Annotated in this window: 12 protein-coding genes; 7 read left to right on the forward strand and 5 right to left on the reverse strand. The window is 35.3% G+C overall.

Annotated features, from left to right (window positions below; all coding sequences use genetic code 11):
- Positions 1-92 precede the first annotated feature (92 nt).
- On the forward strand, positions 93-1,391 hold the full coding sequence (locus U860_RS0119280; protein ID WP_025149779.1) for a hemolysin family protein: 1,299 nt from the start codon (positions 93-95) through the stop codon (positions 1,389-1,391).
- A gap of 181 nt (positions 1,392-1,572) precedes the next feature.
- Positions 1,573-3,006 (forward strand): aspartate ammonia-lyase, encoded by a 1,434-nt coding sequence (gene aspA, locus U860_RS0119285; RefSeq protein WP_002174830.1) that lies wholly within the window; start codon positions 1,573-1,575, stop codon positions 3,004-3,006.
- Between the two features lie 39 nt (positions 3,007-3,045).
- Here the strand turns inward: aspA and U860_RS0119290 are convergent, their stop codons facing one another.
- Complete coding sequence (locus U860_RS0119290) at positions 3,046-4,665, reverse strand: lactate permease LctP family transporter (protein ID WP_025149780.1); 1,620 nt, start codon at positions 4,663-4,665, stop codon at positions 3,046-3,048.
- A 203-nt stretch (positions 4,666-4,868) separates the two neighbouring features.
- Positions 4,869-5,408 carry a redoxin domain-containing protein gene (locus U860_RS0119295; protein WP_321203011.1) on the reverse strand — a complete coding sequence of 180 codons (540 nt, stop codon included), beginning with the start codon at positions 5,406-5,408 and terminating at the stop codon, positions 4,869-4,871.
- Between the two features lie 386 nt (positions 5,409-5,794).
- On the opposite strand from U860_RS0119295, the gene U860_RS0119300 reads away from it, so the two are divergent.
- Positions 5,795-6,082: a metalloregulator ArsR/SmtB family transcription factor gene (locus U860_RS0119300; protein ID WP_001075217.1), complete on the forward strand. Its 288-nt coding sequence runs from the start codon at positions 5,795-5,797 to the stop codon at positions 6,080-6,082.
- A 201-nt stretch (positions 6,083-6,283) separates the two neighbouring features.
- On the forward strand, positions 6,284-6,463 hold the full coding sequence (locus U860_RS0119305) for an acid-soluble spore protein H (protein ID WP_025149782.1): 180 nt from the start codon (positions 6,284-6,286) through the stop codon (positions 6,461-6,463).
- 41 nt (positions 6,464-6,504) lie between these two features.
- Here U860_RS0119305 and U860_RS0119310 read toward each other — a convergent pair whose 3' ends face one another.
- Both U860_RS0119310 and U860_RS0119315 read right to left on the reverse strand, forming a co-directional pair.
- Positions 6,505-7,890 (reverse strand): peptide MFS transporter, encoded by a 1,386-nt coding sequence (locus U860_RS0119310; protein WP_025149783.1) that lies wholly within the window; start codon positions 7,888-7,890, stop codon positions 6,505-6,507.
- 377 nt (positions 7,891-8,267) lie between these two features.
- Complete coding sequence (locus U860_RS0119315; RefSeq protein ID WP_025149784.1) at positions 8,268-9,233, reverse strand: iron-siderophore ABC transporter substrate-binding protein; 966 nt, start codon at positions 9,231-9,233, stop codon at positions 8,268-8,270.
- A 171-nt stretch (positions 9,234-9,404) separates the two neighbouring features.
- On the opposite strand from U860_RS0119315, the gene U860_RS0119320 reads away from it, so the two are divergent.
- Genes U860_RS0119320 through U860_RS0119330 form a run of 3 tightly spaced genes read left to right on the forward strand, consistent with a single transcriptional unit; the run spans position 9,405 to position 12,298 of the window.
- Positions 9,405-10,409: an iron ABC transporter permease gene (locus tag U860_RS0119320; RefSeq protein ID WP_025149785.1), complete on the forward strand. Its 1,005-nt coding sequence runs from the start codon at positions 9,405-9,407 to the stop codon at positions 10,407-10,409.
- Positions 10,406-11,464: an iron ABC transporter permease gene (locus U860_RS0119325; RefSeq protein ID WP_025149786.1), complete on the forward strand. Its 1,059-nt coding sequence runs from the start codon at positions 10,406-10,408 to the stop codon at positions 11,462-11,464. The genes U860_RS0119320 and U860_RS0119325 overlap by 4 nt, the downstream gene beginning before the upstream one ends.
- 12 nt (positions 11,465-11,476) lie before the next feature.
- A complete protein-coding gene (locus U860_RS0119330) occupies positions 11,477-12,298 on the forward strand; it encodes an ABC transporter ATP-binding protein (protein ID WP_025149787.1) in 822 nt (273 codons plus the stop codon).
- Positions 12,299-12,328: 30 nt separating this feature from the next.
- On the opposite strand, the gene U860_RS0119335 is transcribed toward U860_RS0119330, so the two are convergent.
- Positions 12,329-13,060, reverse strand: a complete 732-nt coding sequence (locus U860_RS0119335) for a class I SAM-dependent methyltransferase (RefSeq protein WP_025149788.1) — start codon at positions 13,058-13,060, stop codon at positions 12,329-12,331.
- Positions 13,061-13,123: the final 63 nt, after the last annotated feature.

The following is a 13,123-nucleotide window of genomic DNA, read 5'->3' on the forward strand; positions in this document are numbered from 1 at the left end:
TATGGGGTTGCTTTCAAGTAAATGAAGAAACTAAAGTGAAACTTCTTTTTTAAAGGAGGTGTAACTTTAGCTAAGAAAGCTAAAGGACATACGTGGATATTTTAAAATTATTGATGGTAGCTATTCTTATAGCATTAACAGGTTTCTTTGTTGCTATAGAATTTGCAATTATAAAGGTACGTAGCAGTCGTATCGATCAACTTGTTATTGAAAAAAGACGAGGAGCATTAGCAGCTAAAAAAGTAACTTCAAATTTAGATGAATATTTATCGGCATGTCAGCTAGGTATTACGATTACTGCTTTAGGGCTTGGGTGGTTAGGAGAGCCGACGATTAAACATTTACTCGAACCACTGTTTTTTAAAATGCATCTATCTTCCGCAATTGCAAGTACGATTTCATTTATTATTGCATTTGCAGTTATTACATTTTTACATGTTGTCATTGGTGAACTTGCTCCAAAGACGTTCGCTATCCAAAAAGCAGAGCAAGTTAGTTTATTATTAGCACAACCGCTTATTTATTTTTACCGGGTTATGTATCCATTTATATGGACTTTAAATGGCTCTGCCCGACTTGTGACAGGCTTATTTGGCTTACATCCTGCTTCTGAACATGAAGTAGCGCATTCAGAAGAGGAACTAAGATTAATCTTATCTGAAAGTTATGAGAGTGGTGAGATTAATCAAACAGAATTTAAATATGTAAATAACATCTTTGAATTCGATAATAGAGTAGCAAAGGAAATTATGGTACCTCGTACTGAAGTTGTTGGTCTATATGAGGATGAGCCATTTGAGACACATATTAAAGTAATCGCACAAGAAAAGTACACGAGATATCCTGTACTTGGTGAAGATAAAGATGAAATTATTGGGATGGTTAATGTAAAGGACTTATTTATTCGTTATATGGATGGGAATCGAGATGAAGAGTGCTCAATTACACCGTATACACGGCCGGTTATTGAAGTGTTAGAAAATATCCCGATTCATGATTTATTATTACAAATGCAAAGAAGGCGAATACCACTAGCTGTATTATATGATGAATATGGTGGTACAGCAGGGATTGTCACACTAGAAGATATCTTAGAGGAAATTGTTGGAGAAATCCGAGATGAATACGATGAGGATGAGGCTCCACCTATAGAACATATAAGTGAAGTATGTAAAATCGTAGAGGGGAAAGTACTTATTAGCGAAGTAAATGATTTATTTGGTATACATCTAGTCGCGGATGATGTTGATACAATTGGTGGTTGGATTATGATGCAAAAGCAAATCGTTGCTGAGGGGGACATTATTGAGAAACATGGCATTCAGTTCAAAGTTCTTGAAAAGGATATGCATCAAATTAAGCGAGTGGAAATAAAGAAAGTAGAGGAATGAATGGGCTTTCTATCATGTAGCCTTTAATAAAAGGGATATATAGAAAATTAAATGTTTGCGCTTTCAAAAAAGGTGCTATATAGTGAAGGTGGATGATGATGAATTCTTCTTATAATACTCGTATTTTTATAGGGGGAATTTTCAAATAAGGATTTAGAATGAAAAGTATAGGTGATGAAAAATGATAGCAACGAAGGATATACGTATCGAAAAAGATTTTTTAGGTGAAAAGGAAGTACCGAATGTAGCTTATTACGGCGTACAAACGTTACGTGCTGTAGAGAACTTTCCGATTACAGGGTATCGCATTCATCCGTCACTCATTACAGCGATGGCAATTGTGAAAAAAGCGGCTGCACTCGCAAATATGGACACAGGATATTTAGCTAAAGATATCGGACAAGAAATTGCAGAAGCTGCACAAGAGATTGTTGATGGAAAGTTCCATGATCAGTTTATCGTAGATCCGATTCAGGGCGGGGCAGGGACTTCAATTAATATGAATACAAATGAAGTCATTGCTAACAGAGCGTTAGAGCGTATGGGATATGAAAAAGGTGAGTATACGAAAATTAGCCCAAATACTCATGTGAACATGGCACAATCGACAAATGATGCGTTCCCAACGGGGATTCATATTGCAACTCTTATGATGCTAAAAGAACTACTTGTTACAATGGAAGAACTTCATTCTGCTTTTCGTGATAAGGCAAAAGAGTTTGATCACGTAATTAAAATGGGACGTACACATTTACAAGATGCAGTTCCGATTCGTCTTGGACAAGAATTTGAAGCGTATAGCCGAGTGCTTGAGCGTGATATAAAAAGAATTAAACAGTCTCGTCAACATTTATATGAAGTGAATATGGGAGCGACAGCTGTTGGTACAGGATTAAATGCAAATCCTACTTACATTGAACAAGTGGTAAAACATTTACGAACTTTTAGTGGATTCCCTCTTGTTGGTGCAGAGCACTTAGTTGATGCAACGCAAAATACAGATGCATACACAGAAGTATCTGCAGCGCTAAAAGTATGTATGATGAATATGTCTAAAATTGCAAACGATCTTCGCATTATGGCATCTGGTCCACGTGTTGGATTGGCTGAGATTCAATTACCAGCTCGTCAGCCAGGTTCATCTATTATGCCAGGTAAAGTAAATCCAGTTATGGCAGAAGTAATTAACCAAGTCGCTTTCCAAGTAATCGGAAACGATCATACAATTTGTTTAGCGTCAGAAGCAGGACAATTAGAGTTAAACGTAATGGAGCCTGTACTTGTATTTAATTTAATTCAATCTATCAGTATTATGAATAACGGATTCCGTGTATTCCGTGAATATTGTATTAAAGGAATTACAGCGAATGAAGAGTTGCTGAAGCAATATGTTGAGAAAAGTGTTGGGATTATTACAGCGGTTAATCCTCATATTGGCTATGAAGCAGCATCTCGTATTGCACGTGAAGCAATTGAAACAGGAAAATCTGTTAGGGAGTTATGTTTAGAACATGGTGTACTGACAGCTGAAGAATTGGATATTATTTTGGATCCATATGAAATGACGCATCCTGAAATTGCTGGAGCTTCTTTATTAAAGAATAAAAAAATGTAATGTAAAAAACACCGATCCGTTTGGATCGGTGTTTTATTTTTAAAAGATATTAAATACAGAATTTAATTGAAGTAAGCTAATAATAGCTAAGAAGATTAAACTATATTTCATCACTATTTTAAATAGAGCAGATTCTTTACCAACTAGTCCAACTGCCGCACAAGCAACTGCTACAGATTGTGGTGAAACCATTTTTGCTATTGTACCACCAACTACGTTTAATGAAACGAGAGTAGATGGAACGATGTTTAATTGGTCTGCAGTTACTGCTTGAAGTGGTGCGAATAGTGAACCACTAGATACTACTGAACCTGTAATGAATACGCCAATCCATCCTAAGATTGGAGAAAGAATAGGGAATGCATTTCCAGTAGAAGAGAATGCAAGTCCAAGTGTAGATGACATACCAGAGTAGTTCTCTACATAAGCTAAAGCGATAACGCTACAAATTGTATATACTGGAACTTTTAATTCTTTTATTGTTTCAATCATTAATTCTTTGATCATTTTGCCGTTTACACGGTAGACGATAAGTGAAACGATAATTGCTAATACAATCGCAGTAGTTGTAGAAGAGAATACATCTAGTTTGAAAATAGCTGCGAAAGGTGCATCAGCTTTTGTGATTGGTGCAGTTTTTATAACTTGATTATGAAGACCAGGGAATTGAATGTTAAATACTAAGTTTGCCAATGGACCATCCGGAGCAAATAAAGCTTTAATTGGTTTTAAATTAAAGATTGTTACAAATGCAGTTAAGAATACGAATGGAGACCAAGCATATAAAATTTGATTGAATGTATGAGATTCTTTTTCTTCTTGTTTTTCTTCTTTAGCAGAAGATTTTGGTTGCCAAACACGTAAGAATAATGTAAGAGCGACCATACTTACGACTGCTGCGAAAATATTAGTAAGTTCAGCGCCTAAGAAGTAAGTTACAAGGAACTGAGTAATCGCGAAAGAAACACCACTTACAAGAATACCTTGCCAAGTTTCTTTAATACCTTTAATTCCATCGACCATTGAAACAAGTAAGAATGGTAAAATAACGCTAATGAATGGCAAAATGTAAACTGCTTGACGACCGACAGTTAATGCATCTAGCCCAGTTAATTGTGCAGGTACTGTAACTGGAATACCCATAGCACCCATAGCACCACCAGCGATGTTAGCTACTAAACAAATACCTGCTGCTTTTAATGGATTAAAGCCCATACCTACAAGTAATGCAGCTGTAATAGCAACTGGAACACCGAAACCAGCTGCGCCTTCTAAGAAAGCACCGAAAGAATAAGCGATTAATAATACTTGTAAACGTTGATCATTTGTAATACTTGAAATGCTATCACGAATGACATTGAATTGTTCTGTTTTAACAGTTAATTTGTAAAGGAAGATAGCTGCGATAACGATAGTACAAATTGGATAAAATCCAGATAAAACCCCGAATCCGGCAGATGCTACTGCTGCAGTTGCAGGCATTTTATAAACAAATATTGCAAGGATAATAGCAACAATTACACTGTAAAGACCAGCGATGTAACCTTTCATTTTGAATCCCACTAAACAAATGATGAAGCAGAAAATTGGAAGTGCTGCGATTAGTGCAGATAACCAAATATTGTTTAATGGGTCATAAATTTGTGTCCAAGTACTCATAATAATGACAACTCCTATCTATTATATGTGAAGAAATTCACATTATTTGTGAAACTATTCACAATCAACTTACATGCTTAGTATATTCTCCTTCAACACTATTGTCAACGTAAAAAAGTATAATTATTCCATAATAGTGTTAAAAGTAAAATTTTGTTCATAAAGTAGACAAAAAGCGTACTCAAATCGATTTGAGTACGCTTTTATAAATTATTTGCATATTCTTTCATTTTTTCATATGTCATTGGTCCTACATGCTTATATTGAATGACACCTTTTGTATCAATAATAAAAGATGTTGGAATGCTGATGATTTGATATGCGGCACCTGCTTGTCCTTTCTGATCTAATAGGACGGGGAAAGTGTATTTGTTTTCTTCAAGAAATTGTTTTACATTACTCGGATCTTTTTCAGTAGCTGTTGCATTTACAGCGACAATTTCAATCCCTTTATCCTTTGTATCATGATAAAACTTTTCCATATCAGGCATTTCTATTTTGCACGGACCACACCAACTTGCCCAAAAGTTTAATATTACTTTTTTTCCTCTATAGTCTGTAAGATGAACTTCTTGACCATTTGTTGTTTCTAGGAGGAAATTAGGGGCGATATTACCAATTTCAGTTCCAATTGGAATGTTTGATTCTGAATTTATATCTTCTTTTTTGTCTAATAGGAAGTTATGGATAATAGTCCAGCCAATTGCGATACTAATGAAAATAACAATAAACCATTTTTTAATATTACATCCTCCTCCTTACTTAAATTTCCTTTTTATCGTAACAAAGAGGTTAAATATGGTCAAATTACTTTACGATAGGTTATCAATTATGGACGGTATTTTACAATATCATTACTGTACATTTCAGTAATGTGAAAATATAACAAAAAGGCTGATAAATCAACATTTGCAAGCAAAGTATTACTATCCCTTTGTTTTGCTTTTTCTTTATATCATATAGTATAATATTCAAAATCAGCAGGGGTTTTTTCCTGAACTGTGTGCTGATAAAAGGAGGAAAAATTTTTCAGCATTATAGGTTGATAAAGTTATGTCGTAACAGGAAATATAAGAACAGATATATAAATAAATAATAAGAAAATAAAAACGAAAATGAGGGGAACTTTATGAACCAAAATCAATTTGACTGTCGTATTTCAGAAGAAGACGTACAGATGTTAAGAGCATTAGCTCATCCACTTCGTCTACGTCTAGTAATGGAACTAATGCAACGTGGAACATGTAATGTAACACAATTACAAGAGGTATTAGAAATCCCACAATCAACTGTTTCACAGCATTTAACGAAATTAAAGCAAAATAAAGTAGTGCGCTTTGAGAGACGTGGGTTAGAAGTGTATTATCAAATTCATAACGATAAAGTAAGTGAAGTAGTAAAAACATTATTTTCTTAATTTTTGAATATTATGGAAGAAAGACGTGTGAAATATACGTCTTTTTTTATTTGAAGTAAATAATAATGGTAACGCTTGAGAGAGTAAATGTTAGTACGTGGGGGAAAAGACTACCGATCAAAGTGTTACTTTACGGAATATATTCCAAAGGGAAATGAAAAGATAGAAAGGAGTGTAATAAGTAAAAGGAGGAATAACAGTATGGATGTAAAACGTGTGAAACAGATATTATCTTCTTCAAGTAGAATTGATGTTACATATGAGGGAGTACCAGTATGGATTGAGAGCTGTGACGAGCAGAGGGGAATTGCTCAAGTGTATGATGTATCTAATCCTGAAGAAAGTGTTCACGTGGATGTGACAGCTTTAGAAGAGAAGTAATAGAAAAGACGCTTCTACTAGTAGAAGCGTCTTTTTGTGCGTTATTCCATCATACTCGCAACTTTTTTAGAGAAGAGCAGGAGTACAAGTCCTAAGACGATAACGATAATACCGATACTTGCAAATACTTCAAGGTATCCTAATGATTGTGTAAAGGAAGCAAGTTTACCAGCTAACCAGTTAGCCATACCCGTACCAGCTAACCATACCCCCATTAGTAATGATGCTAATTTTACAGGAGCGATTGCACTTACCATTGATAGACCGATTGGTGATAAGAATAACTCACCAATTGTATGGAAGAGATAAGTGATAACGATGAATAATAAGTTTGCTTTAACAGTTATATCAGCTTCATTACTTCCGGTTTTTAGAACTGCTAATGTTAAAACAAGGTAACCTATACCTAGTAGAATCATACCTAATGCCATTTTTGTTGGTACCTTTAAATCACCGCGTTTTGTTTTAGAAAGTTTTAACCATAGCATAGATACGAATGGTGCAAGTAGCACGATGAATGCTGGGTTAACTGATTGGAACCAAGATGTTGGAACTTCCCATCCAAAAATTGTACGATCAACAAATTTATTTGTATAAAGTGTTAGAGAACTACCAGCTTGTTCAAATCCTGCCCAGAAGAATACTACGAAACAAGTTAAAATTACAATTGCCCAAGTGCGATTTTTTTCTTGTTTTGTTAAAGGTTTCTTTTCGATTGTAGGTTGATTTTTTGATTTTTTACCAACAACTATTGTTCCTGCTTTACCAAGGTAACGAGGAGCTAATAAGTTGAAAACAATTTGTCCAATAATCATACCGATACAAGCTGCTAAGAATCCGTATTTATATCCCATAACAATAACGCCATCAACGCTTGTTTTAAAGAAATCTTCTGCTAAAAATCCACAAATAAGTGGAGCGAAGAAAGCGCCTACGTTAATACCCATATAGAAGATAGTAAATGCACTGTCACGACGTGAATCATTTTCACCATACAATTCACCTAACAGTGTAGAAATATTTGGTTTGAAGAATCCATTACCAATAACTAATAGTATTAATCCAAGGAATAGTCCTGTCTTTGTATTCATTGAGAATAGTACAAAGTTACCGATTGCCATAATAATTCCGCCGAGAGTAATGGCATGACGTCTTGTAATATAATGATCAGTTAGCCACCCGCCTATAATTGGCATGAAATATACCGCCGCTGTAAAAGTACCATATAATTGCACTGCGACTGCCTTATCAAATCCTAACCCGCCACTAACAGCAGCAGTTGTTAAATAAAGAACTAAAAGGCCGCGCATTCCATAATAACTAAATCTTTCCCACATTTCTGTTAAGAACAACAAATACAACCCTGGTGGATGTTTCTTTGGTGATTGTTGCTCTCCAGCTTTGTCTAATTTTAAAGCTGCATCCATTTTTGTTTCCCCCTAATCCTGTATAACGGATATTTATGTAATCATTTTAATTTACAAAATATTTAGAAGTCAATAGAATTATATGGAAATAGAAAGAAAATTTCTGAAATAATTCATTTTTTCTTCAACCGTTATTGTATTTTTCCCTGAAAACTATATAATAAGCGTTTTCAAATGTAGTATTTGAATTCTAAAAGAAAATAAAATAGTGATTAATCAGAAAATTTAGATTAAAATATTTATTCTGATATAAAGAAAATATATTTTATTTACTTTTATAATATAACATATTGGGAATAAAAATACAAAATGAAATAATATGACATTTCAGTGAAATACAAAAACCAGCTCCATAAAAGAAGGAGCTGGTTTTTGTATTATTTAATAAAGCGTTTTTCAATGTCATCTAGCATTAAGTTCGCAGCTATTACACCGCCAGCTGTATTCCAAATTACATCATCAACTTTATATACTTTATTGTTTTTAGAAGCATTTAAATTTTTGAATAGAGGGTCATTTATATAATCTTTCTCTAATTCAGAACCTTTTTTCTCATTACCTTTATCATATGTGAAATAGAAGATGATATCTCCATCCATTGCAGGGATACGCTCTTTAGACACATTACGTTCTGCAAAGTCATTTTTATTTTGATCACCAGGGCGTTTGAAACCAAGCTCTTTTAAAATAACGCCAGAGAATGTATCACCATGGTAAATACGAACATCACCAGGCATGAAGCGAACCATAGAGATTTCCTGATTTACTTGAGCCCCAAGTTTGCCTTTTAAGTCTTTTATACGTTTTTCGTAATCAGCTAAAACCTTTTGACCTTCTGTTTCTTTATTTACTGCTTTTGCATAAAGTTTGAAATTATCCTTCCATTCACCACGAAGTGTTTCTGAAAAGATAGTAGGAGCGATGCCTTTTAACTGCTCGTATACTTTTTCATGGCGAAGTTTGTTACCGATGATTAAGTCAGGTTTTAAAGAAGCGATTGTTTCCACATTAACTTGAAGCTCAGTACCGACAGTTTTTACATCTTTTAGTTTATCCTTTGTATGTGGATACCATGGGTTCCCCGTAGGTGCTTCAGCAGCGCCTACGGGCGTTACACCAAGGGCAAGTAAAGCTTCTGTTCCTTCATTTGTTAAGACAACGATGCGTTTGGGATTAGCAGGAACTTCTGTTTTACCCATTGCATGCTCTACAGTGATTATTTCTTTTTTAGTATCTTTTGTTGCTTCTTCTTTGCTATCTGTTTTTCCACAAGCGCTTAAAAGAAGTGAAAATGCTAGTAAAAATACAAATAATGTAAACGATTTCTTTTGCATGAAATTCATTATGTACCCCCTACATATTGAGAATTTTTTTCAATAGCAAGCATGATATTAAGCCCTTATCTTTTGATTGTCAATATATAAATTGAAAATAATTCTCATTGTCATTGACAATGAGAATTAAGTTGAAATACACTAACAACGTATCATTATACATTGAAGGGGAAACGCTGCATGTTATTAAAAACAAATCAAGCAAAATGGATTGGGTTACTTGTTGGAATCATTGCAGTCATTATTTGTATTTGGGGAAGTATTATTTTCGGATATACAAATACGAGTTGGAAATTAGCGCTAGATGCTTTTTTCCATTTTAATGGTTCAAATGAACATATTATTATTCAAAATGTGCGTTTGCCGAGGGCGTTAATTGCGGCTAGTGTAGGTGCTAGTTTAGCCATTGCGGGTTGTTTGATGCAAACTTTAACAAAGAACCCACTTGCCGCTCCGGATTTTATAGGATTAAATTCAGGTGCTGCTTTCTTCATAGTTGTAGCAATTGTGATTTTTTCCGTTACATCATTATCAGCTTTCACTTGGATTGCCTTTTTAGGAACGGCAGTTGCAGCAGTACTAGTATTTGCTTCTAGTTCTTTAGGAAAAGAAGGGACAACCCCGCTCAAGTTGACATTAGCAGGTGTAGCGATAAGCGCTTTATTTTCATCATTAACACAAGGTTTACTTGTATTAAATGAAAAAGCGCTTGAGGAAGTTTTGTTTTGGCTCGCTGGATCTGTACAAGGGAGAAAGTTAGAAATATTACAATCCGTATTCCCATACTTATTAGTAGGTTGGATTGCATCCCTTATGATGGCAGGGAAAGTAAATACATTGATGATGGGTGAAGATGTCGCAAAAGGGCTCGGACAACGAACTATTTTAATGAAATCATTAGTATTACTTATTATCGTACTGTTGTCAGGTGGCTCAGTTGCGGTTGCTGGTCCAATTGGATTTATTGGTATCGTTACTCCTCATTTTGCAAGAGCTCTTGTTGGGGTAGATCACAGGTGGATAGTACCGTATAGCGGGTTGCTAGGGGCCATACTATTAATATTTGCCGATATAGCGGCACGATATGTTATTATGCCACAAGAAGTACCAGTAGGCGTTATGACAGCATTTATCGGGGCCCCATTCTTTATTTATATTGCACGTAAGAGAGGGCTTAGCAAATGAAGAAGTATATTCCGTTTCGTATAGGAAAAGATGGGCTCTCGTTTTTAATGTATAAACGAGCTGTTCTAGTCTTATTAAGTTTACTAGCTATTTTAATAGGATTATTTTTTGCCAGTGCAGGTATGGGCGATATGAAAATTGCTCCTTATGATGTATGGCAAGCGATTACCGGAAATGGCGATGCGATGTCAAATATGGTTGTAAATAAGTTTCGTATGCCGCGTATTTTAATTGCTATTCTTGTAGGAATCGCGCTTGCTGTAGCGGGTTGTATTTTACAAGGGCTCGTTCGAAACCCACTTGCTTCTCCTGATATCATCGGAATTACAGGTGGAGCAAGTGTTGCAGTTGTACTATTTTTAGCTATATTTAGTGATAAAAACAATGCGCTAACAGTAAGCATTCATTATATGCCGCTAGCAGCCTTTGTTGGGGCAACGATTGTAGCGTTGTTTGTATATTTATTTGCATGGAGAAATGACGGATTATCACTGATTAGCCTTGTTTTAATTGGTGTTGGGTTTTGGGCATTAACGAAAGCAGCAACGACTTTATTTATGTTATTAGCACCTATTTATCAAGCGAGTCAAGCAAATGTATGGATTACAGGTACTGTTTACGGTTCTTCATGGCAAAATGTTATGGTACTAGCGCCGTGGGTTCTTATTTTAACGGTAATATCATTTATAGCGGCTAGACATTTAAATGCTCAAGAGCTAGGGGATGATATTGCAGTAGGACTTGGTATTCCTCTAACAAAGTCGCGCGTATTCATGTTACTACTTAGTACAGCTTTAATTGGTGGAGCAGTTGCCTTTGCTGGAGGAATTGGATTTATCGGTTTAATGGCACCTCATATTTCACGAAGATTAGTTGGGTCTTTATACGGTGCATTACTCCCAGTTGCGGCTATTGTCGGGGCAATTTTAGTACTTGCTGCAGATTTAATTGGGCGTACAATTTTCACACCGCTTGAAATTCCAGCAGGGGTATTTACATCAGCAATTGGTGCACCTTATTTTATTTATTTACTTTATAAAAGTCGGAATTCATAAAGGGAGATGAATATGCAAAAAGCATTGGAGACGAAACGCTTGAGGCTTTCTTATGGTGAAACAATTATTATTGATGAGTTGAATTTAGAAATTCCAAAAGGGGAAATTACAATCTTTATCGGTTCTAACGGTTGTGGAAAATCAACTTTATTACGTTCACTAGCTAGATTATTAAAGCCAACATCCGGTGACATTTTATTAGATAATCAAACGATTCAAAGTATGCAAACGAAGCAAATTGCTCGTCAAATGGCAATCTTACCGCAAGGGCCACAAGCGCCCGAAGGACTTACAGTATTGCAACTTGTAAAGCAAGGGCGATATCCATATCAAACATGGTTGAAGCAGTGGTCAGAAAAAGATGAGGAAATGGTACAAAAAGCGCTTGCTGCAACGGGTATGACAGAATTTGTTGAGCGTGATGTTCATGCCCTTTCAGGTGGACAACGTCAACGCGCTTGGATTGCAATGACTCTTGCACAAGATACAGATATTATTTTACTGGATGAGCCGACTACATATTTAGATATGACTCACCAAATTGAAGTGTTAGATTTATTATTTGAATTAAACGAAACAGAGCAAAGAACGATTGTTATGGTATTGCACGATTTGAATTTGGCATGCCGTTATGCAGCCAACATTGTAGCCATTCAAGATAAGCAAATATATGCACAAGGTAAACCAGAAGAAGTTGTTGATCAGAAGTTGGTTCGTGATGTATTCCGTATGGAGTGTCAAATAAGCACTGATCCGTTATTTGGGACACCACTCTGTATCCCGCATGGAAGAGGAAGACGTATAGTTAAAGAAGCTGTTCAGGCGATGAGATAACCAAAAAACGATGAGTGACTCATCGTTTTTTTATTTTTCACAAGAAAATAATAGAAAGAGGGGAATACGTAAGCGGCGTTCGTATTCTTCTTCACTCTGAAAACAGTTTCGATTTGGTGAAGCTTCTTTTAAGTTTGTAATTGTAAATCCTGCTTTTTGTAATAACGTGAAATATTGTTCCGTTGTACGATGGTATTTAATAACCTCTTGGTCAATCCATGGCTCAACTCGTTTCCCAGTTTTAAAATAATCATCGACGAGCCAGCTAGTTCTTTTACCATCCGTTCGCAAGCTTTCAAATGAAGATGTAATAACAGGGTGTTGAACGCTAAAGGTAAAAGTTCCATTTGGTTTTAAAGTTTGGTATACATTTTGAAAAATAATATCAAGATGTGCAATGTAATGTAAGGCGAGTCTAGATGTCACTAAATCGAAAGTAGAAGGAGGGTATGTATAGTCTTTGAGGTTTATAAAATGAACAGTGCCATTTATATTTTCTAGTTGTTTTCTAGCTTTTTCATACATAAGTTGAGAGCCTTCAATACCGGTGTAAGAGTGGCAACCATTTTCTAATAACTCGATACCAAACTGAGCGTCACCACAGCCTAAATCAAGAATTTGTTTTCCTTGTACATTACCAATGAGCTGAAAGAATGCTGGTTTTTCAATTGATTCATTCGGGCTATTTTCTCGATATTTTCGTTTCATATATTGTTCAAAAAATGATTCGTTATTATATACATCAGATTCTGTAAATGCCATGTTTGAAGCCCCCCTAAATATTTTTTTTATTCTATCAAATATGAAAAGTAAATGATAGATTTC

Origin of the sequence: Bacillus sp. H1a (assembly GCF_000633475.1) — a bacterium.
Taxonomy (GTDB): Bacteria; Bacillota; Bacilli; order Bacillales; family Bacillaceae_G; genus Bacillus_A; species Bacillus_A paramycoides.